A 21,164-nucleotide genomic window follows, 5' to 3' on the forward strand; every position below is an offset into this window, starting at 1 on the left:
GAATCAGCATACAAGGCACTGGTTTTTTTAAATTCATCAATAAAAGGGTTGAGAGCAGAAGTTGTCAAAACTGGAAAGATAAATGGCCTCCAGATTTCCCAGGACCCATTTTCCATGAATGAGTTCTCCGATATTGAGAGTAATAAACGTTTACCAAGAACTGTTCTGGAAGACGAAGTCAAAGGTGAAACTGAGAGGATATTGGATCTGTGCCAGAAATACAGGAAGGTTTCAAAAATGATCAGTGAAATAGGTCTTCAAAAGAGTGATAATCTTGAAGACTTTCGCCACATTATTCCTTCAAAAATTGATGAAAAGCTTGTGAGAATGTTTAAAGAACTGGTGCATAGCGTGCAGTCGGAATATGATACCTATGTAAAAAATACAACGATAGAACAATCTCATACAGATCTGAAAAACTTGCGAGGTTATATATCCATGCCTCTACATCTTCTGGAGGTAGTTCTTTGGCTTTGTCATTTTTATGAACGACATGAAGATGATATTCGACACGGTGAGTGCAAACAGCAAATTTCAAAACTGGTCAATAAAGAAGCATTGTTGGGGCAGATTTTCAATTTTGGATTTCATTACAGCAAATATTATCTTCACGAAGGGGACAAGTTAGTTAAGGCAATATTAAAAGGGTTTGTTGAAATTGTCAGGGCTGAAGTGCCTGTTCCGCAACCTTTAGGGTTTCATGCAAGGCCTTCTACATATCTTTCCTTGATCGCTCGTCATCATGAGGGGGATTTGATCATGCTGATTGATGATGAAAAGTTCAATGCTAAGTCCGTCATGAGCCTGTTGCAGGCAGGAGGGTTGCTTGCTGACAAGGGATATCATAATGTAACACTAGAGGGTTCTCGGCAGGCTATAAATGATGCCAAGTTGTTAGCCCAGAATAATTATTGCGAAGAAGGTGAGTTTCCCCGGCAGTTAAGTTATCTTCGACCTGATCAAAGTTAAAATCACTCTATCATGAACGTTGATCAAGAGATTTACAACATTGTTGATGAGAATGATTGCGTAATAGGGAAGGCTAGTCGCAAGCATATTCATCAAAACAATCTGCTTCACCGCTCTGTTCATATATTGGTTTTTAATTCACAAAAAGAATTATATTTGCAGAAAAGATCTCTTAGTAAAGATGAAAACCCGGGATTGTGGGATACTTCATCAGCGGGTCATGTAGATGCCGGAGAGTCTTATGATGATTGCGCCTGCCGAGAACTTTTAGAAGAGCTGAATATAAAAGCTGATTTGACTCCCTACATGAAAATTGCAGCTTGCCAGGAAACTTACGGCGAACATGTTCAGGTTTATACCTGCGTAACGGACGAGACGATTCAATTTAACCCTGAAGAAATCAACGAAGGCGCGTTTTTTGATCTATTGAAAATTAAAAATGATGTTTCCACAGACCCGGATAAATTCACATCATCATTTAAATTACTCTTCAAACAAATTTTGATTGACGAAACTTTTTTTCCAAAAGAAAACTGAACCCAGGGAAAACCTTAATGAGCTTTTTTGATATTTTCGTTTTGATTTTGCTGGGACTCTGCCTGGTTTTTTCACTTATGAAGGGACTTGTGCGTGAGATATTCTCTCTCCTCGCATATGTTGGTGGTTACTTAATGGCTGTGAAATATCAAGAAACATTTGCCCGGGTATTAATGGAGAGTATACCCAGTAAGCCAATAGCTAAATTGGTTGCTTTTGTGGCCATTTATATTATCACTGCAATTATCATTTCTTTGATGGGTAGAATTGCGAAGGGAATGCTATGGTCTGGGACTGAACTCTCTATGTTCGATAGGATTCTGGGTGGGATTGTTGGGTTAGCCAAGGGAACGGCTATATTAGTGGCAATTACATTTCCTTTGCAGTTTTTTCCGGAAGTCGCTAAAAAAATCACTGAAGACTCTTTCACCGCTCCCTATTTAGCCAAGGTTTTAAATTTTGTGAATCAGAATCCTGAAACGCTCAATTTCAGGAAAAAGATTTCAAATTTTGATATAGATGGTGCCAAAGAAAAGTTTCAAGAATTAAAGGAATTAAAAAAATTGAAAGAAACTTTTGATGACTTAAAGGGCAAGTTGCCGGATAACGGCAAACCGCTTGATCAATATTCTTCTGAAGACAAAAAGAAATTAGAAGATATTCTGAAATCTGTTGGTAAATAAAAACCGGTGACAACACGGGGTATTCGATAAACGAGTATGGCTACAAAATTTAATTTTAACGGAGAAATCCTGGACCAGTTAAATATATCTATAATGGATCACGGATTTTTATTTGGCGACAGTGTGTATGAGGTTGTGAGCACACTTGACAATAAACCCTGTTTTTTAGATAAGCATCTTGATCGGCTTGACACATCCGCTAAGGCGATTTCATTAAAAATACCCCGTGATAGGGAGTGGTTCAGGGAACAGCTCAATAACACATTAACCGTTGCGGATAACAAAGAGTCCTATATAAGAATCATTGTTACCCGTGGAGTCGGTGAACTCAATATCGACCCTTCATCATGCGATCACCCAAATGTAATCATGATTGTGATGGGGGCAACTGAATATTCAAAATCATGTTATGAAAATGGTATTGGTGTTGCGCTGGTGTCTATAAAAAGGAACTCTCGTGATTCATTAAACCCAAATATAAAAACCGGAAACTACTTGAATAATGTTCTGGCCATAATGGAAGCTGATAAATTAGGGGCACAGGACGCGATAATGGTTAATCCGTGGGGATTTTTGACCGAAGGAACTACCAGTAACCTGTTTTTTGTTTGTGAAGGACATATTCTCACCCCTTCCATGGACTGTGGAATTCTTTCGGGAATAACCAGGGAAATGGTTATCCAACTTTCTAAAGAAAATGGATTTCATATAGAAGAGGGGATGTGGCCCGGCGAAGAGCTCTTGAAAGCAGATGAAATATTCCTTACAGGAACTCTAAAAAAGGTAATGCCCGTTTCCCATCTTGATGGAAGGCCTGTCGGTTCAGGAAAACCAGGCCCTATCACACAAAAACTCATGCGTCTTTATGATGATCTCCTGAAAAAGAAAGCATAACGCCAGTGTCTTTACTTCTAGGCCTGACAGGTGGAATCGGTTCTGGAAAAAGTTTAGCCGCAAAATTTTTTAAGGAACTCGGTGCCTATATCATAGATGCGGATAAATTATCCCGTGAATTAGTCCGTCCTGGTCAACCTGCTCTAAACGAAATCATAGAAAATTTTGGTGATGATATCCTTGATTCAAATGGAAACTTAAACAGGGGAGAACTGGCTAAAATCATATTTAAGGATGCTAATAAGAAATCGTCCCTCGAGAACATTCTCCACCCCAAAATCATTAAAATGGAACAGGAGGAATACGCCAGAATCAGCAATAGTGATCCCTCTGCGATCGTTATCATTGAAGCTGCTTTACTGATCGAATCAGAAAATTACAAAAATGTGGATAAGGTAATCGTTATTCAATCCAATGAAGCGCAACAACTTGATCGTATTTTATCTCGTAGTGATTTAAACCGGGATCAGGCAGAGGCTCGAATCAAGAATCAAATGAAACTTGAAGAGAAAAATAAGTTTGCAGATTTCTTACTGGAGAATAATTCTACTCCTGAGGTCCTGAGACAAAATGTCCATGAACTTTATAAAAAAATCCAGGCACTTAATAATTAACAATATTTCAATGAGTTATTTGTTTAGTTCTTATGTTTTTATACCGTTATATCTTTAAGGACAAAATATAATTTTAGAAATGAAAAATGGCTGAAGACCAAGAACAAGATGCGGAGTTATCCACCGACGAGACTGAAGAACTTGAACGTCTCTTAGAGGATGCTGGCGGTGAGGACGCGGCGGCAGAAGGAATTAAGGGTAAACTCCAGAAAATCCTTGCTAATAAAAAGCTTTTAATGATTGGTGGGGGTGTGCTCCTTATCTTGATTATTGGAGTGGGCTTTCTATTATTCCAGGGTGAAGAACAGGAAAGTGTTGCCCCTCTAGAAGAGCAGGTAGAAGAAGAAGTGGAGGAAGAAGAGGAAGAGGCTAAAATTGAAAAGGTTAACATTTATAAGCTTGATCCCTTTTTTCTCCCGCTATTGGATGAAGGTAAGGAAACGGGACGGTTTATATCTGTTTCCGCAAATCTTTTATTGAGTAATCGTGTGTTGGATCGTGAACTTGATAAAGTACTCCCTCTCTTGCGTAAAAATATATATGGCATATTAAGACGAAAAAGGCCTGCTGACTTTACCCTTAAACGTTCACGGACTGAAGAAAGAATCAAAAAAGAAATATTGACGGCCTCTAATGCTCTGCTGCTCAGCGGTACCGGAACGATAACAGATGTGTTTTTCTCTCAATTTATGATTAAATAACGCTTTTTCCCCTTGACTTGATCTCTCAGAGACCTATATTTGACAAGTATTATTAATTGTAAAGGTCTCAAAAATGCCTACTACACCTCCTGTTAATACACAGCAGGTTCTGCAAATGGGTACTCATACTGAGAAACTGCAGCAAACCATACAAGCTTTACCCAACGTAACAGCACAACAATTTGATAAGGAACGGGAAAAGGTAGATGAATTAAAGCGCGTCCAGGTCCAAGACATGGATCCCTCCTATCTTGTTGAAGAAACAGACCCTAAAACCCGTGGGAAAAAGCGTGTTCGAATTGTCAAAAATAATCAGTCTTTTGTCGAGTCCGAACCGGAACCACCTCTCCCAGAAGATCCACATCGAGGCAAAATAAATATTGTAGCCTGATATCAGCCCTCGTCTTAAACCATTGTAATTAAATAGGCTCATCGAAAAACCGCATGTCAGTAAAAATTCTGATTGTGGAGATCAAACAACCTTCCGATAGGATTATAAGACCTTACGGAGGATAAGGTTTACGGGAGTGCCCTTAAACATACCCAGCTAACATGTTTGAAAATCTTATTGCCATTGACAAGTCAGCTCCTAAGGAGAATTTGATCAATCAGATCATCAAAGTTCTTTCAGGTGAAAACTCCAGTCCTGCGACTTTGAAATTCATCAGCCAATTGCAAACCGGGAAAGTGTTTGATGCTGTTTTCACTGGTAAAGCGCCTGGAGGAAAAGGAATATTATCAATCGGTGGTAACAAGGTTGTCGTCGAATTACCCAAAGCAGTAACCATAGAAAACGATCTTGAATCCGGTCAAAAAACCAGAATTCCCATGAATCAAGGCAGGGCATTTAAAGTACAAGTTGAAAGCTCGGGATCAAAACCTTCTTTAAAAATTTTGCCGCCTAAGATTCAACATGAAAAACTACCTGACACACCTGAAACCATTACGAAGCTGACTACCAGGGGAAAGACGATCTCCAGATTTACTGATATTGAAGTGTTTCCTCAAAAATCAGATCCTTTGAGTACCCCAAATAATGCTCGCATCACAAAAATATTGGACTCAAAAACAGTGTTAGTAAATACAGGCAGCAGGGAATTTGCTGTTCCAGTGGAAGAAACAAAAAACCTGGAACCAGGAACAAAGGTCAACCTTGTTTTTGACAAAACGGTGGGAGGCAATACATCTGCTGATATCAAAATCAATAACCCCCAGCGAATTATTGATTTCAATACTATAAAACCCTATTTACCAGCACGTATGCCTGTAACCAATATGGCACAATTGCTTGTAGATAATGTTATTGAATCACCTGTCCTAAAAGAGTTGGGTTTAAATCCAGTTATGATTGGTCGTCTTCAGGACGCAGTAAAACTACTGGTTCCTCGTGAGGGAGAAATACCTAATGAAAAACAAGTTAGACAGCAAGTGGAGTCTTCAGGAATAAATTATGAAGCCAGGGTTAAGAAGGCTCTGATATCTGATGCGCCGATTCACAGGGAATTAGCAAAGGACTTAAAAGGTTTATTATTGGAACTTTACCAATCTACGGTCAAAGAAACTGCCAAACATTCCTCAAAAGTACCGAATCAGATTATTGAGTTTCGAAATCATATTAAATTTGCCATTGATAATATAGAGCTCAATCAGCTTTCCTCACAGATTTCCAAGCAGGAAAACCAACCGATAATGATCCAAATACCCAACCCGTTAAGCTCTGAGAATAACACCATACAATTGTACGTTCGAAAGGAGTCAACGGAAGATAAAGAAAACGCGGGCAAAGAAGGCAAACATAACGTTGCCTTTATACTTGATCTCTCTTTCCTGGGTAAAATAAAGATAAATGCTCAAATTGATTCGGAACATCTTTCAGTAAATATTGATACTGAAAGTGAGGAAATAGCAAACTTTATTAATGAAAGAGCCAGCGACTTCCAGGCAAAAATGCAAGATATAGAAACATCTGTGGAATGTTGCGCAACCAGCAAAGTAAAGCCTGTCAGGGATAGTCTTATTGAGCTCTTAGTTAGCCAAAACACTTCATTGGTAAATATAAAAACATGAAACAAAAAAGAGAAAAGAATTCCGCGGTATCTTTGCAATACAACCGGGACAGTGATAGTGCTCCCAAGGTCACGGCTAAAGGCCAGGGCTGGCTTGCGGATAAAATTATTGCCATGGCAGTGGAACAAAACATACCCATCAAAAAAGACAGGGATCTTGTAGAATTGCTGGGTAAGATTGATGTGGGACAGGAAATTCCCGAGGGACTTTATAAAATCGTTGCTGAACTGCTTGCCTGGGTTTACCATTTAAATCAGGAGTACCCGAAAAGTAGACAAGAGTCATAAAAAATTGTACTGGCTAATATAATATTTTGTAAAAAATCTTATTTGCAATGTGGATTCCCGATTTATCTTGACCTCGAGTATTGGCTTTGATATCCTTTTATTTCAAAGTGTTACCGTGTTTTCAAGGTTATTTTGAACTAACAATTTCGTTAATAAAACGCCCTTTATACTGGCGTAAACAATTTCCCAAACTAGTCACTATTAAAAATAGAAAGTCGGCAATTGCGAGATTCTATTAGGACCCTCATTTTTTCCCTTGTCTTCTTATCGGTTACCTGGGGTTTTTCTTATGCCAGCATTCCCCATCAGGTTCATACCCTAAGCGAATACCATTTTTCAACTCCTCCTGGCCTTCAGAATAAAGTTGAGTTCTGGAAAAAAATATACTCAGAGTACAGCACTAAACATGCCGTAATCCATGATATTCAGGACCTCGATATTGTCTATGAAGTTGTATATCTCGGTGAAAAGAAATTATCCAGAAGGACCCGTGAGCGTAAACTTGAAAGGATCAAAAGAAAATATAGAAATATTTTACGCAAGATTGCAAAGAGTAAAAATAAATCAGCCTTGAAGGGCGAAGAGAAAAGGGTCTACAAACTGGTTAAAAAAGATTTTTATAAGGCTTCTAGAAGAATTCGTGCCCAACTCGGTCAAAAAGATCGCTTTCGAGAAGGAATTGAGCGCTCTGGCCTCTATAATAAAAAAATCAAAAAAATCCTCAGGCAATACAACCTGCCAGAGGAACTTGCCGTCCTTCCACATGTAGAGTCTTCTTTTCAAATAGGTGCTTATTCAAGCGCTGGTGCAGCTGGTATTTGGCAGTTTACACGTGGAACGGGTCGTTTATTCATGCGTGTTGGCTATGATGTGGATGAAAGAAGAGATCCGATTCTTGCTACTTATGGTGCCGCGAAACTACTGAAAAAGAACTTTGAGACAGTACGTTCATGGCCATTGGCAATTACCGCCTATAATCACGGGCTGCAGGGAATGAAGAGGGCCAAAAAAAAATATGGGAGCAACATTGCTACTATTTTAAAAAAATATAAGAGCCGGACATTTGGTTTTGCTTCGAAAAATTTTTACGCAGAGTTTCTTGCCGCCTTACATGTAGTTAAAAATAAAAACAAATATTTTCCCAATCTTGTCCTGAAAAAACCCGTCAATATGGCTTCCTTTACGTTGCCTGACTATATCGGAATTCAAACTGCCATGAATTACTTTGATATGTCGCGTGATGAAATAGCCAAGACAAATCCTTCTCTTAGAAGACCGGTCTTAAATGGGGAGAAGCGTATTCCTAAAGGCTTTGTATTTCAGGCACCAGCCAGTAAAGTGGCTAGTTTGACGACCCGCTACAAAAAAATACCGAGGAAAGCCAAATATGATCGCCAATTACGATCCAAATGGTACACAGTGAGGAGAGGGGACACCTTATCTGGAGTTGCCTTGCGTTTTGGAACAACAGTACGCTCATTAAAAAGTTTCAACAATATAGGCAGACGTAATCGAATTTATATTGGCCAGGTTCTTCAACTGCCAAGGGGTAAGTCTCGTAGAAGCCCCACTGTTCAGTTGGCCAAGTTGAACACTCGAAATGTTTCATCAAATCTCGTTTCTTATAAAGTTAGAAGGCATGACAACCTTTATAAGATTGCCAAACGATTTGACACTGACATTCAACACCTTACCCGTATTAATCGATTTAGAAATCCTGACACGCTCTACCCAGGCCAGCGTATAAAAGTTCCCGGGCGCAATGTCGGTGAAACAAAAGTCAAGCCAACACGTAACACTGTTAAGCCTCGCAAATTTAAACTATCAGTTGATAGATCGCGGATAGCGAGTTCAACACAAGCTGGAAGTAAGCCGGTATCTGTTAAGACTGAACGAGCCGTTCCTGCGGGCACGCTGAAGGTAGCCCAGAATACTAATAAAAGCATTAACAGAAACCGGCCTGCATTCAGGCCGGCATCATTTTCCCCTGATGAAAACTCTAACTCTAAAATTGGGACAATCACTGTTGATTTTGATGAAACTCTTAGCCATTACGCTGAATGGTCATTACTTTCAGTAAGAGAATTAAGGAGAATTAACAGAATAGGAAAAAGGGGCAAAATATCAGTTAACGAAAAACTGCGTGTTAATTTTGCAAAAGTCCGCCCCGATAAGTTTGACGAAAAGAGACAGGAATACCATAAGGGCATTCAGGAGGACTTTTTCAATAATTACGAGATAAGCAAATTGAAGATAAGAAGTGTTGAAAAAGGTGAAACCCTATGGGAAATCCGTAATGACAATTACACCATTCCACTTTGGTTAATCAGCAGTTACAATTCTGATAAAGATATCAACTCGCTTTCGGTAGGAGAACCTATCGTCATTCCCGTCATAGCTCCAAAAGATAAAAACGCCTGAGCTTCATAAATTTTCTGAAAAATACTTCAAAGCTGTATTTATGGCCGCGGAATGCGCTTTTACACGTGTTTCCATCTGATATTCAGTAGCAGTTTCTAATGTGAGGCATACTCGAGTTCCTTTAGATATTGCATACAAGGCCATTGGCCACCAGTCCATCGAATCATGGTCGGTATTCTGTACTATAATTCCTTGCTCGGCGGTACACCCATCAATTTCTTTGTCCATATTTATCGGCATATGACTTTTTACAGCATTTAGAATTTTTCTGCCTAAATGAACGTCTTTCGGGTTAGTACATTGTTGGTAGAGATAATACCCGGAGCTCATATCGTCCTCATGCAGTTCAATAGTCACATCATATTTTTTTTCAAAGACGGATTGTGCAAATTCAACTTCATAAGGGGGTGAAACATGCTTGAATAAGCGATTGAGGTCTTTACCATCGTGATTTTCTCTTATTCCGTGTTCGTACCCATAAGGATTTAGACATGGCAATAGAGTTAATTCCCAGTCGTTAGAAAAAGCATATTCGCTTTCAGGGAGAGAACAAAGAGTCTCAACACCACCGGGCTCATCACCATGAATTCCGGCTGATATAAGGGCCTTTAAACGATTCCCTTCTCCCAAAACAATTTTTATCAATGAATAAGTCTTTTGGGGTGTTTTGAAAGTATGGTTTTCAAATCCATCTCTCGAAGAAAAATCTTTTCGCAATTGGGAAAGTATTTTTTCAATGTCATTCGGAGGAGGGGGCATGTATTTTTAAGGATTCATTTTGTTTGCATACTCACATTCATTTTTGATTACACATTTATGGCAATCAAAATTTTTAGCTTTACACGTATATCTTCCATGCAAAATAAGATACCGGTGAGCATTCTTTAACCATTTTTCAGGTGTAACCTCTACAAGCTTCAATTCGGTTGCCAAAACAGTTTTACCCGGAGCCAAACCGGTACGATTAGCTACCCTAAAAACATGCGTATCTACAGCGACAGTAGGCTCTCCAAACCCTTCATTCAATACCACATTGGCTGTCTTGCGGCCTACACCTGGCAAAGACTCCAGCTCCTCACGTGTTCCAGGAACTTGCCCTCCATATTTCTCCATAATCATTTTACATGTATTAATGATGTTTTTGGATTTGGCCGGGGCAAGACCTATAGGTTTGATTATTGTTGCAAGTCTGGATTGTCCCAGTGCTAATATCCTATCCGGTGTAGGACATTCGGAAAAAAGTGTGGGCGTAACTTTATTGACTGTTTTATCTGTAGACTGGGCACTAAGAATTACAGCAATTAACAACTCAAAATGATTTTTGAAAGCTAGCTCAGATTTAGCGTCGGTAAGATTATCAGCAAGCTTTTTATACAGTCGATTTACGAGGGTAGGGGACAAAGTAAACCCAATCAAGGGGACATTGCACACCTGACACCAACCCAATAGCTGTCTGTTGGATCAGACATGCCTCTATGACGAGATGTCACGCGTAAATGTTGTTCTTCACTCATCCATGAATTGCCACGAATCACTCGAAAGCTTTGCCGGTTCGGACCTTTTGGATTTTTTGTCGGACTCTTTGAATAATAATCCAGCGAAAACCAGTCTTCCACCCATTCCCATACACCCCCAACCATGTCATAGAGTCCCCAGGAATTAGGCTTTTTCTTCCCAATTTCTGAGGGTTCCCGCGATGAATTTGAGGCATACCAGAGAAAATCATCGTCAACATCATCACCCCATGGAAAGCGAGTATTGGACCCAGCCCGAGCTGCGTATTCCCATTCAGCTTCAGTAGGAAGTCTTTTTCCTGTTTTTTGGCAATATTTCCTGGCTTCATGCCAGTCAATATGTGTAATAGGCTGATTTGGCTTGTGAAAAACAGAACGGTTAAAATCCATAACAGCATCCCATTTGCTCTGTGTCACCTCATACCGATCCAGATAAAACTCATCGAGACAAACCTTATGAGCAGGCTTCTCCCGGGAATTATCATCATCGTCCTCATACATGTAATCCTTATTTGTTCCCATCATGAAACAACCGGATTTAATCCGTACCATATCTGAAGGTAACTCAGCCCCGAACAGGGTATGGGGAGAAACAAACAGGACGAGCAATATAATTATGGAAATAGCGTTTTTCATTCGGTGAATTGTACTTGTTGCAAAAGTTAGGGTCAAGTAATGAGATGAAAAAATTACGTCAATCAGGTCCTAAAATTGATGTACTGTGTATAGATTTGCGAGATTTTGACGATATGCTATATAACTCAAAACTTTCTATCTGAAAAGCCCATGATAAACAAATTCTGTTTGAAGTTCTTTATTCTAATACTATTTCTTTCGATATTGTCTAGTCCCGCACACTCTTTTTATAAGAAAAAACTATATGTGGGGCAATTTCAAAATCCAGTGAATTGGGAAAAATCCTATAATCCCGGTGACATTGTCTCAGTATTATTAAACCAGGAACTCATGCAACGCAAACAAGTTCAATTAATTTCAATACCTGCAAATATTGACATGGGGAGGGATAAACCTGAGAAATCTTCAGATAATAAGAATATCGAGCCCGCTATTTATAAATCTAATAAATTTGACTTTCCTGAGACTGTATTTATTCAAAACACTCCTCCTGTCATGGGAAAACAATCAATGACTATGGATCAGATGGATGATGATCCTCTATGGCCAACCAAACTCGGAGCCAACCCATTGGGAGCCAGCTTTATTAATGTTAGGGGAAGCGTACTTAAATTCCAACCCGATAAGACTTTGGCAGATTCTTCGCTTTCCGGGGGAAGGGAAAGTGCTGAGCTAGAGGTTCACCTTCAATTAGTGCAAAATGCTACTGGAAGAATTCTTAATGAGAGAACATTCAAAACCTCCTCAAGTACTGGGACTCAACCATTTTCCATAAAAAACCTGAACGCTGAAGAAAATAGATACAGATCAAGCTCCATGGAAAATGCGTTGAATTCTATGAAAGATGCATTAGCAGCGTATATTTTAAAAGAAGTATATTCTGTGCCTCTGGAAGGAGAGATAATATCAGTTAAACGAACAGAGGTTGAACGAAAAAAAGGTGAAAAAACAAAAATAGAAGAACTAGTTCTTGTTAACCTGGGCTCTGTTAATGGAATTCGTATTGGAGACAAGTTTCAGGTAAATGCAGTAGGGCTTGGCATCAACGATCCCAATACAGATAATGACCTGGGTGATGTTTTTGTGAAAGTAGGAGTCATTCAAATAATGCAAATATGGGAGGGAACAGCCACAGCTATGTCCCTGGCAGGAAAAGATTATGAAAAAGGGTTTGTTGTGAGGTCGATGTCCAATAAGAAAACAAGTGGAGTTTCATCAACAAATATTGACCTGCCTGATCGTAAAGAGGAAATTCCCTGGTGGGATTTTCATGGCATTCGCAGTGTTAATTAGCAATATAAAATAAGGTTATTGTCCGTACTCCTGTAGAGAAGTAATAGTTAAATCACCTTCCTTGATAGCCTTTAATGCACCAACAATAGCCAATGCGCCGGCCATAGTTGTGCAATACGGTAAGTTTTGATTCAAAGAACTTCTCCTAAGAGAAAAAGAATCTTTTATAGACTGCTCACCAAAGACTGTGTTTATAACAATATCAATGTTTTTAGCTTCAATAGCTTCCACAATATGAGGAGAACCTTCTTTCACTTTATTTATAGATGACACCTTGATACCGTTTTTTTTCAGGTAATCAGCCGTGCCTTTTGTGGCAATTAAGTGATAGCCCAATTCTTCAAGTCCTTTTCCAATGACAACGGATTTTTCTTTATCAGAATCCTTGACACTTATGAATGCGGTTCCTTCTAATGGCAGCTTAACACCGGTAGCTAATTGTGACTTTGCAAAAGCACGACCAAAAAGAGTATCAATGCCCATGACCTCACCGGTGGATTTCATTTCCGGTCCCAACAAAACATCCACATCCTGAAACTTGTTAAAAGGAAAAACGGATTCTTTAACAGCAATATGAGAAAATTGTTTTTCCTTTGTAAAACCCAGTTCCTGCAGGCTTTTACCTGCCATGACTCTCGCGGCAATTTTTGCCAAAGGCACACCAATCGTTTTACTCACAAAAGGAATTGTGCGTGAAGCACGGGGGTTCACTTCAATGACATAAATAGCTTCATCCTTCACGGCGAACTGAATATTTATAAGCCCAATTACGTTTAGTTCTTTTGCTAATGAAATAGTCTGGTCTTTGATTTTATCAACCGTTTCAGGTTTAAGGGAAAATGCAGGCAGGGAACACGCGCTATCACCAGAGTGAATGCCAGCCTCCTCAATATGTTCCATGACCCCACCAATCACAACGTCTTTACCATCAGAAACTGCATCAACATCTATTTCAATGGCGTCAGAAAGAAAGTCATCTATCAATACCGGGTGTTCGGGGGATGCTTTGACCGCATGCTGCATATAATACTCAAGACGCTCCTTGCTATAAACTATCTCCATAGCTCGACCGCCCAAGACATATGAGGGACGTACGACCACTGGATAACCAATTGCATCAGCAATCTCACTTGCCTCCTTATATGAAACAGCAGTACCATTTGCAGGCTGGCGCAGGCCAAGCTTATCCAGCATTTGCTTAAATAATTCCCGGTTTTCCGCACGATCAATATCATCAGGATTTGTTCCAATGATGGGAACCCCTGCATGCATCAAATCCAATGCAAGTTTTAAAGGAGTTTGTCCTCCAAGCTGAACAATCACCCCATCAGGTTTTTCAACCTTCACAATATTCAAGACATCCTCGAAGGTTACAGGTTCAAAATAAAGCCTGTCTGAAGTGTCATAATCAGTACTCACTGTCTCCGGATTACAATTCACCATAATGGTTTCATAACCATCTTCTTTAAGGGCAAATGATGCATGAACACAACAATAATCAAATTCAATTCCCTGGCCAATTCTGTTAGGACCTCCGCCGAGGATCATAATCTTTTTTCTTTTAGTTGCATCAGCTTCACATTCTTCTTCATGAGTTGAATAAAGGTAAGGAGTATATGCTTCAAATTCAGCGCCACAAGTATCAACTCTTTTATAGACAGGAAAAATATTCAACTCAACACGGCGTTGAAATATATCTTTTTCATTGCAATCCAGGAGTCCTGCCAAATAAATATCAGAAAACCCCATTTCTTTTGCATGAAAAAGAATATTACGATCCAACTTTGTCACTCCACCTAATTTCTTAAGTTGATTTTCAAAATTGATGAGGGTGCAAATATTATCCAGAAACCATAGATCGATACCGGTGACCTGATAAATTTGATCGACAGTGATTCCTCTCCTTAATGCCGCTGCAACATGCCATAACCTGTCTGAGAAGGGCAGACTCAGTGCAGCTAAAAGTTTTTCTCTTTGTTGTTCTGGTGACAAGCCAATTTGATTCAGGCTAAATCGAAAATTTTCCTCAAAACCATAATGACCAGTTTCTGTAGACCTGATTGCTTTAAATAATGCTTCCTTGAAAGTTCTACCGATAGACATGACTTCACCGACAGATTTCATCTGTGTCGTCAAGACTGGCTCAGTCTGAAAAAATTTCTCAAATGTAAAACGTGGAATTTTAACCACACAGTAATCAAGAGTGGGTTCAAAGGAAGCTGGAGTGACCTTCGTGATGTCGTTCTTGATCTCATCAAGAGAGTAACCAACTGCTAATTTCGCGGCAAACTTTGCAATGGGAAACCCAGTAGCCTTGGATGCCAAAGCAGAACTTCTCGATACACGAGGATTCATTTCAATAACTATCATTTCACCAGAGTTTGGATCAATAGCAAACTGGATATTAGACCCACCTGTCTCGACTCCAATTTCCCGGATAATATCAATCGCCGCGTTTCGCATTATCTGGTATTCCTTGTCAGTCAATGTTTGGGCCGGTGCAACTGTGATACTGTCACCTGTATGAACACCCATTGGATCTAAATTTTCAATCGAGCAAATCATGACAACATTATCATTCTTATCGCGCATAACTTCCAACTCGTACTCTTTCCACCCAATAAGCGACTTTTCTATTAAAACCTGAGAAACAGGGCTTGCCTTAAGTGCAAACTCTACCAGTTGTCCAAAATCTTCTTTAGAATAAGCGATACTTCCTCCTGTTCCACCCAAAGTAAAAGAAGGTCTAATGATTACCGGGTATCCTGTTTCATCAACAATCTTCCATGCATCCTTCAGGTTTTCTGCATGACCACTGGGAGGAACACTTAGCCCAATTTTAAACATTGCCTCTTTGAAAAGGTTTCTGTCTTCAGCCTTTTTGATGGTCGCCACATCAGCGCCTATTAACTCTACATTATATTTTTCAAGGACACCTTTTTCTGCAAGGGCAAGGGCAACATTCAAGGCAGTTTGGCCACCCATTGTTGGAAGCAAAGCATCAGGTCTGTCACGTGCAATAATTTTTTCTACTACTTCAGGTGTGACGGGCTCGATATAAGTGCGATGCGCAAACTCGGGATCCGTCATAATGGTAGCCGGGTTACTATTTACCAGGACAACTTCGTAACCTTCTTCTTTTAGTGATTTGCAGGCTTGTGTTCCTGAATAGTCAAATTCACAAGCCTGACCAATCACAATAGGCCCTGCACCAATTAGAAGAATTTTCTTAATATCAGTTCTTTTAGGCATTATTAATTCTTATAAATATCAGATATTTCTATTTGCCGGGAGCGCTCCCATTTCAAATTCATATAGGCCAGTTTGTTTATCAATTCTGAAATCAATATTTTTCCTTCACCTTTTATTGTTTCTTCTGTTAATTTAGTAATTTTTTCTTCAATTTCCTTGATATTGACTTCCAGCGTTCGCCTGTTTTCTTCCAATATTAAAAGTTCTTTTGTTAATATTTCTTTTTTGTTACCAGACTCCAAACGTTCAACTTTTGATTTGATTTTTTCGATCTGCCTGCCGTTTTTTAGAAAAGCTTTTTCTACTTTTGACAATTCTTTCTCCAGTAACATTAATTCTTTCTTCCAGGTGCGGTAAAGTAGAAAATATTTTTTCGTCTCTTCTTTTATATAGCGTTGAGTCTTGCTGGGATGAAAACAAAAGTACCCTGTAAATAACCACTTGCCCTGTCTTGGTACGATGCGACCATGGAAAATATCATTTTTTCTGAATACTAGCTTTGAATTTTCTTCCTCAACAAGAAATTTTTCATCTGTGAATAAATTTAAGACAGTTACTGATTTGTCACGTATTTTTTTCACTTCAAACAGAGCCTGGATATTATTTGAAATGTCTTTGCAAACATCTATGTGATCTTGTGACCATGAAAACTGGTTTTCTTCCGTTAGATTTTCCAGGATTGTAGTTTGAGTCCCAGGTAAATAATTATCCAGAAGATACCACTCCAGGAACAAAGCCATCCTCGTGTTGTATGACTTGTCATCCTCATAGATCTCTCCAGTCATCTTCTGGTATTCCTGCTTGGCCTGCATGATTTTTTCTGCTGGGATATGTTGAGCAATAAACTCGAAAAGTTGCTCTAGGTTTTCTTTGAGCATCAAACTCCTGCTTTCATCATCTGAGTAAATTGTTGAAAAAGATGGCTGGAGTCGTGAGGGCCCGGAGATGCTTCAGGATGATATTGAACCGAAAAAATAGGCCATTTTTTATGGTGTATTCCTTCGACCGTTTTATCATTCAAATTGATGGATGTAATCGTTACAGTATCCTCAATAGATTCGTGATCGACAGCAAATCCATGATTCTGGGAAGTTATCTCGACTTTCCCTTTTGGGAGATCCATTACGGGTTGGTTTCCTCCATGATGGCCAAACCTGAGTTTGAATGTTCTTCCATTTAAAGCCAGGTTCAGGAGTTGATGACCAAGACAAATGCCAAAAACAGGGACCTTACCCAGGAGGAGCTTGATGTTCTGAACAGCATATGGAACACCTTCTGGATCACCTGGACCATTCGATAAAAAAACCCCATCTGGATTCAATGCAAGCACATCTTTGGCAGGGGTTGAAGCCGGAACAACCCGTACTCGACATCCAGCCTCAGTAAGTTTTCTTAAAATGTTCCTCTTAATACCAAAGTCATAGGCAACCACAAAATATTCTTTATCTATAGATGGATTGAGTATGGTTTGACCATCACGAATCACCCATTCACCTTCGTCCCAGTCATAAGGTTCCTTGCAAGTTACTTCCTTCACCAGATCCCTGCCTATAAGTCCAGGGGAATTTTGAGCCTTCCTGACCAGGTCTTCAGGATCTTCTGAGATTGTTGACAAAATCGCCTGTTGAGCCCCTTTTTCGCGGATATGTCTGGTCACGGCACGTGTGTCTATTCCCTGTATGCCAATGATGCCAAATTTTTTAAGAAAATCATCCAGTGATCCACTTGACCTCCAATTGCTGACAACACCACTCAATTCTTTAATGATGAAACCTGAAAGGTGAGGGCGGTCCGATTCAAAGTCCTGTGGATTGATGCCATAATTTCCTATCAAGGGATAAGTCATCAATACCATTTGGCCGCAATAAGAAGGATCAGTGAGCACTTCCTGATAACCTGACATACTGGTGTTGAAAACTATTTCCGCACTAACTTCTCCTTCTGACCCAAAGTTTCTGCCTTCAAAAACTTTTCCATCGGCAAGAGCTAAATATGCTTTTTTCATTTCTTAAAAAATTCAAATAATTATTTACTTTGATCTGAATATACAGATTTACCAGCTACAAAGGTATGAATGACTTTACCTCTTACTTTCCAGCCTTTATACGGGGAGTTTTTACTTCTAGACTTAAACTTTTCCGGGTCTATGGCGTACTTGACATTGGGATCAAAAATAACAATATCCGCATCTTTTCCAACTCCAAGTGTTCCTTTATCAAGATTAAAAATTCTACATGGTTGTTGAGTGAGTAAGTCAACTGCTCTTTGCAAAGAAATTATCCCTTCATCCACCATTTTAAGTGTAAGGGGAAGGGCTGTTTCCAATCCTACAATTCCAAAACAGGCATTGCTGAACTCTACCTGCTTGTCAGCCAGGTCGTGGGGGGCATGATCAGTCGCTATGATATCAATCGTCCCATCCTTCAAGCCCTCTTTTATGAGCTCAATATCTTCGTCCGTTCTCAATGGCGGGCTCATTTTTGCATTGGTATCATAATCCCGGCAAGCCTCTTCAGTAAGAGTAAAGTGATGGGGTGCAACTTCGCAGGTGACAGGAAGTCCTTTAGCCTTTGCCTGGCGGACAAGCTCAACAGCACCTCCACTGCTTATATGAGCAACATGCAGACGTCCTCCAGTTTTTGGCAGAAGACAAATGTCTCGAAAAACCATGATATCCTCTGCTTCAACAGGCATCCCTTTTAATCCCAGTTCCGCAGAAACAATACCTTCATTCATGCTGCCGCCACGAGTCAAATCAAGGATTTCACTATGTTGTATACAGGGAAGGTCAAACATTCGACTGTATTCCAATGCTCTTCGCATCAGTTCGCTATCCATTACAGGTCTTCCGTCATCCGAATAACCAATGCAACCCGACTCTTTTAATTCGCCCATGTCCGATAAGGTTTCCCCCTTTAAACCTTTTGTGATGGCTCCAATAGGAAGTATGTTGACCAGTGCAGTTTTCTCAGCCTGTTTGAGAATCAATTCAGTAACCGAACGGTTATCGTTGACGGGGGAAGTATTAGGCATTACCGCAACAGTTGTAAATCCACCGGCTGCTGCAGAAGCACTACCCGTTTCAATCGTCTCTTTATATTCATGACCTGGCTCCCTGAAATGCACGTGCATGTCACAGAAACCGGGAGCAACCACACAACCTGTTGCGTCTACAATCTTTATTTCTGAGTTATCATTTTCAGAAAGTTTACCCTGAGGCTCCACAGCTTCTATACTGTTTCCATTAATCAGAATATCAAAAAAACCGTCAACCTGATTTGCAGGGTCAATAACCTGACCGTTTTTAATTAGGGTTTGCATTTTTCTCCCCAAGTAATAGATAAAAAAGTGCCATCCTGAGGGCAACTCCATTAGTAACCTGATTTAATATCAAAGAACGCGGACCTTCCATCACATCCAAGGCTATTTCTATGCCTCGATTTACCGGGCCTGGGTGTACTATAAGAGCATCTTCGCGAGCTTTTGCCAAAACACCTGAAGTCAGACAAAAATAGTTTGAGTACTCTCTCAGGCTTGATAAAAGGCCCTGATTTTGTCTTTCCAATTGGATACGAAGGACCATGATCACATCAACGTCTTGAACGGCTTGCGCCAGATCATGACTGACCTCTACTCCAAAACGCTCAAAATCAAAGGGGATAAGAGGAGGGGGACCAACAACCTTGACTTTCATGCCCATGGTGTGCATCGCCTTAATATTTGAACGCGCTACACGGCTATGTGTGATATCGCCAACGATCGCAACATTAAGGCCGGATAACTCGCCTTTTTGAGACCGAATCGTAAGAAGATCAAGCAATGCCTGACTGGGGTGCTCATGGGCTCCATCACCAGCATTAATGATTGGACAATCTATAAATTGAGATAGCAGTGCGGGAGCACCCGAACATTGATGTCTGACAACAAGAATATCGGGGGTCATTGCTTCCAGGTTCCGCGCTGTGTCTATCAGATTTTCTCCTTTTACTGTGCTGCTTGTTGATCCTGATATATTTATGACATCAGCACTCAAACGCTTTCCAGCTATTTCAAAGGAGGTTCTTGTCCGGGTACTGGGTTCGAAAAAGAGATTGATAATGGTTTTTCCCCTAAGGGTGGGAACTTTCTTTATAGATCTTGTGGAAATTTCTTTAAATGAATCTGCGGTATCCAGAATTAGTTGAATGTCCTCTTTCGTTAAATCTTTTGTGGTTAAAATGTTATTTGTTGAAAGAGACATTAGTTGGACTTCTCCTGGATAATCACCTTATCCTCCCCATCCTCTTCATTTAACAGAACCTGAACATGTTTTGATTTTTCTGTGGGAACATTTTTGCCAACGAAATCCGGACGAATTGGTAATTCCCTGTGACCCCGGTCAATTAAGACAGCTAATTGAACTGAAGAAGGCCGCCCAAAATCCATCAGGGCGTCAATGGCCGCACGAATAGTTCTTCCTGTAAACAGAACATCATCGCACAGGATTATATGCTTATCTTCAAGAGCAAAAGAAATTTCCGTTTTTTTCAATTCTGGTTTCTGGATTCCCTCTGCGAGGTCATCTCTATAAAGAGTGATATCCAGAATTCCATGATCTACCACTACATTTTCAATTTCCTCAATTTTTGCTTTTAGCCTTTGTGATAAGACTACACCTCGAGTTCGAATTCCAACTAAAGCGATACGTCCTGCCCCATGATTGCGCTCCAGAATTTCATGAGATATCCGGCTCACCGCTCGAGAAATTTCTTTTTCATTAAAAAGTATAGAGTTCATAAAAAAGGCAAAAAAAAACCTCCCAAAGGCTATATAGAGCCAATGTAGGAGGAAGCAAAGGAATTGGTCGAAATAAGCATCTTTTTTCCCCTTAATAGCCTCACAGGACTATCTTAAAGAGTTAAGTTGGGGAAATATAACCAACTTCCATAAACAAGTCAAGATGTTGGGCTTTTTTATTGGAATTTTGCTAAAAATATGCGAATAACTCAAAAATCCACTTTTTTATGCTCGGCATACTTTGCACCCCCGCAAAAGGGGGATTAAAGAAAGAAGTATTTATAAATCATTGAAATTTAGTGTAAAAATGGCATAATTTCACCTTTTACTTTACCATGATTTAATGGTGTAGGTAAGCACTAAAACAGCGTATCGTTGTCTGGATGTCTGGTTGGATTGGTATAACAACCAACGTACTCATCAGGGAAAACGGTGTCAGGGAAGAACACCGATGCAAACTTTTACTGAAAATATGCTTGCGGCAAAAGAAAAAATGTTGGACATGGAGGGAAGCTCTGAG

20 protein-coding genes are annotated in these 21,164 nt (G+C 39.8%); 11 read left to right on the plus strand and 9 right to left on the minus strand.

The genetic code is table 11. The features are described from left to right. The first annotated feature begins 114 nt into the window (after positions 1–114). From F3741_02585 to F3741_02630, 10 genes are all read left to right on the plus strand, one after another. The gene (locus F3741_02585) at positions 115–969 is read left to right on the plus strand and encodes an HPr family phosphocarrier protein (protein ID MZG29685.1); all 855 of its coding nucleotides are present in this window, start codon (positions 115–117) and stop codon (positions 967–969) included. A gap of 12 nt (positions 970–981) precedes the next feature. Beyond that, positions 982–1,506 (plus strand): NUDIX domain-containing protein, encoded by a 525-nt coding sequence (locus tag F3741_02590; protein MZG29686.1) that lies wholly within the window; start codon positions 982–984, stop codon positions 1,504–1,506. 17 nt (positions 1,507–1,523) lie between these two features. Continuing rightward, positions 1,524–2,189, plus strand: coding sequence for a CvpA family protein (locus F3741_02595; protein ID MZG29687.1), 666 nt, complete (start codon positions 1,524–1,526; stop codon positions 2,187–2,189). Between the two features lie 36 nt (positions 2,190–2,225). Next, complete coding sequence (locus tag F3741_02600; GenBank protein ID MZG29688.1) at positions 2,226–3,083, plus strand: branched-chain-amino acid aminotransferase; 858 nt, start codon at positions 2,226–2,228, stop codon at positions 3,081–3,083. After that, positions 3,080–3,697, plus strand: a complete 618-nt coding sequence (locus F3741_02605) for a dephospho-CoA kinase (GenBank protein ID MZG29689.1) — start codon at positions 3,080–3,082, stop codon at positions 3,695–3,697. Before F3741_02600 ends, F3741_02605 begins: the two co-directional genes overlap by 4 nt. Before the next feature lie 86 nt (positions 3,698–3,783). Continuing rightward, positions 3,784–4,398: a hypothetical protein gene (locus tag F3741_02610; GenBank protein ID MZG29690.1), complete on the plus strand. Its 615-nt coding sequence runs from the start codon at positions 3,784–3,786 to the stop codon at positions 4,396–4,398. Positions 4,399–4,471: 73 nt separating this feature from the next. Further along, on the plus strand, positions 4,472–4,789 hold the full coding sequence (locus F3741_02615; protein ID MZG29691.1) for a hypothetical protein: 318 nt from the start codon (positions 4,472–4,474) through the stop codon (positions 4,787–4,789). A gap of 161 nt (positions 4,790–4,950) precedes the next feature. Beyond that, positions 4,951–6,465 carry a hypothetical protein gene (locus F3741_02620; protein MZG29692.1) on the plus strand — a complete coding sequence of 505 codons (1,515 nt, stop codon included), beginning with the start codon at positions 4,951–4,953 and terminating at the stop codon, positions 6,463–6,465. Further along, positions 6,462–6,752 (plus strand): EscU/YscU/HrcU family type III secretion system export apparatus switch protein, encoded by a 291-nt coding sequence (locus tag F3741_02625; protein ID MZG29693.1) that lies wholly within the window; start codon positions 6,462–6,464, stop codon positions 6,750–6,752. Before F3741_02620 ends, F3741_02625 begins: the two co-directional genes overlap by 4 nt. A 222-nt stretch (positions 6,753–6,974) precedes the next feature. Further along, entirely contained in the window at positions 6,975–9,173 is a 2,199-nt protein-coding gene (locus F3741_02630) for a LysM peptidoglycan-binding domain-containing protein (GenBank protein ID MZG29694.1), read from the plus strand. 3 nt (positions 9,174–9,176) lie between these two features. Here F3741_02630 and F3741_02635 read toward each other — a convergent pair whose 3' ends face one another. From F3741_02635 to F3741_02645, 3 genes are read right to left on the minus strand one after another with little or no spacing between them, the layout of a single operon-like run. Continuing rightward, complete coding sequence (locus F3741_02635; protein ID MZG29695.1) at positions 9,177–9,932, minus strand: M14 family metallocarboxypeptidase; 756 nt, start codon at positions 9,930–9,932, stop codon at positions 9,177–9,179. 6 nt (positions 9,933–9,938) lie between these two features. Further along, the gene (gene nth / locus F3741_02640) at positions 9,939–10,574 is read right to left on the minus strand and encodes an endonuclease III (protein ID MZG29696.1); all 636 of its coding nucleotides are present in this window, start codon (positions 10,572–10,574) and stop codon (positions 9,939–9,941) included. A gap of 11 nt (positions 10,575–10,585) precedes the next feature. Then, entirely contained in the window at positions 10,586–11,323 is a 738-nt protein-coding gene (locus tag F3741_02645; GenBank protein ID MZG29697.1) for a formylglycine-generating enzyme family protein, read from the minus strand. A gap of 330 nt (positions 11,324–11,653) precedes the next feature. Here F3741_02645 and F3741_02650 point away from each other — a divergent pair, with 330 nt between their 5' ends. Next, the gene (locus F3741_02650; GenBank protein ID MZG29698.1) at positions 11,654–12,616 is read left to right on the plus strand and encodes a hypothetical protein; all 963 of its coding nucleotides are present in this window, start codon (positions 11,654–11,656) and stop codon (positions 12,614–12,616) included. A 15-nt stretch (positions 12,617–12,631) separates the two neighbouring features. On the opposite strand, the gene carB is transcribed toward F3741_02650, so the two are convergent. From carB to pyrR, 6 genes are read right to left on the minus strand one after another with little or no spacing between them, the layout of a single operon-like run. Beyond that, positions 12,632–15,868: a carbamoyl-phosphate synthase large subunit gene (gene carB, locus F3741_02655; GenBank protein ID MZG29699.1), complete on the minus strand. Its 3,237-nt coding sequence runs from the start codon at positions 15,866–15,868 to the stop codon at positions 12,632–12,634. Positions 15,869–15,870: 2 nt separating this feature from the next. Next, positions 15,871–16,746 carry a hypothetical protein gene (locus F3741_02660; GenBank protein MZG29700.1) on the minus strand — a complete coding sequence of 292 codons (876 nt, stop codon included), beginning with the start codon at positions 16,744–16,746 and terminating at the stop codon, positions 15,871–15,873. Continuing rightward, on the minus strand, positions 16,746–17,873 hold the full coding sequence (carA, locus tag F3741_02665) for a glutamine-hydrolyzing carbamoyl-phosphate synthase small subunit (protein ID MZG29701.1): 1,128 nt from the start codon (positions 17,871–17,873) through the stop codon (positions 16,746–16,748). The genes F3741_02660 and carA overlap by 1 nt, the downstream gene beginning before the upstream one ends. Before the next feature lie 20 nt (positions 17,874–17,893). Then, a complete protein-coding gene (locus F3741_02670) occupies positions 17,894–19,189 on the minus strand; it encodes a dihydroorotase (GenBank protein MZG29702.1) in 1,296 nt (431 codons plus the stop codon). Next, the gene (locus F3741_02675; GenBank protein MZG29703.1) at positions 19,173–20,108 is read right to left on the minus strand and encodes an aspartate carbamoyltransferase catalytic subunit; all 936 of its coding nucleotides are present in this window, start codon (positions 20,106–20,108) and stop codon (positions 19,173–19,175) included. Before F3741_02675 ends, F3741_02670 begins: the two co-directional genes overlap by 17 nt. Continuing rightward, complete coding sequence (gene pyrR / locus F3741_02680; GenBank protein MZG29704.1) at positions 20,108–20,644, minus strand: bifunctional pyr operon transcriptional regulator/uracil phosphoribosyltransferase PyrR; 537 nt, start codon at positions 20,642–20,644, stop codon at positions 20,108–20,110. Before pyrR ends, F3741_02675 begins: the two co-directional genes overlap by 1 nt. Positions 20,645–21,164 lie beyond the last annotated feature (520 nt).

The sequence above is a fragment of the Nitrospinota bacterium genome, assembly GCA_009873635.1.
Classification (GTDB): domain Bacteria; phylum Nitrospinota; class Nitrospinia; order Nitrospinales; family VA-1; genus LS-NOB.

Coding starts and splice junctions, on each gene's coding strand:
- F3741_02645 (MZG29697.1), bottom strand. CDS start 11,323: ATGAAAAACGCTATTTCCATAATTATATTGCTCGTCCTGTTTGTTTCT.
- F3741_02590 (MZG29686.1), top strand. CDS start 982: ATGAACGTTGATCAAGAGATTTACAACATTGTTGATGAGAATGATTGC.
- carA (MZG29701.1), bottom strand. CDS start 17,873: ATGAAAAAAGCATATTTAGCTCTTGCCGATGGAAAAGTTTTTGAAGGC.
- F3741_02600 (MZG29688.1), top strand. CDS start 2,226: ATGGCTACAAAATTTAATTTTAACGGAGAAATCCTGGACCAGTTAAAT.
- F3741_02625 (MZG29693.1), top strand. CDS start 6,462: ATGAAACAAAAAAGAGAAAAGAATTCCGCGGTATCTTTGCAATACAAC.
- F3741_02675 (MZG29703.1), bottom strand. CDS start 20,108: ATGTCTCTTTCAACAAATAACATTTTAACCACAAAAGATTTAACGAAA.
- F3741_02635 (MZG29695.1), bottom strand. CDS start 9,932: ATGCCCCCTCCTCCGAATGACATTGAAAAAATACTTTCCCAATTGCGA.
- F3741_02660 (MZG29700.1), bottom strand. CDS start 16,746: ATGCTCAAAGAAAACCTAGAGCAACTTTTCGAGTTTATTGCTCAACAT.
- carB (MZG29699.1), bottom strand. CDS start 15,868: ATGCCTAAAAGAACTGATATTAAGAAAATTCTTCTAATTGGTGCAGGG.
- F3741_02670 (MZG29702.1), bottom strand. CDS start 19,189: ATGCAAACCCTAATTAAAAACGGTCAGGTTATTGACCCTGCAAATCAG.
- F3741_02650 (MZG29698.1), top strand. CDS start 11,654: ATGCAACGCAAACAAGTTCAATTAATTTCAATACCTGCAAATATTGAC.
- F3741_02585 (MZG29685.1), top strand. CDS start 115: ATGAATGAGTTCTCCGATATTGAGAGTAATAAACGTTTACCAAGAACT.
- F3741_02595 (MZG29687.1), top strand. CDS start 1,524: ATGAGCTTTTTTGATATTTTCGTTTTGATTTTGCTGGGACTCTGCCTG.
- F3741_02615 (MZG29691.1), top strand. CDS start 4,472: ATGCCTACTACACCTCCTGTTAATACACAGCAGGTTCTGCAAATGGGT.
- F3741_02620 (MZG29692.1), top strand. CDS start 4,951: ATGTTTGAAAATCTTATTGCCATTGACAAGTCAGCTCCTAAGGAGAAT.
- pyrR (MZG29704.1), bottom strand. CDS start 20,644: ATGAACTCTATACTTTTTAATGAAAAAGAAATTTCTCGAGCGGTGAGC.
- F3741_02610 (MZG29690.1), top strand. CDS start 3,784: ATGGCTGAAGACCAAGAACAAGATGCGGAGTTATCCACCGACGAGACT.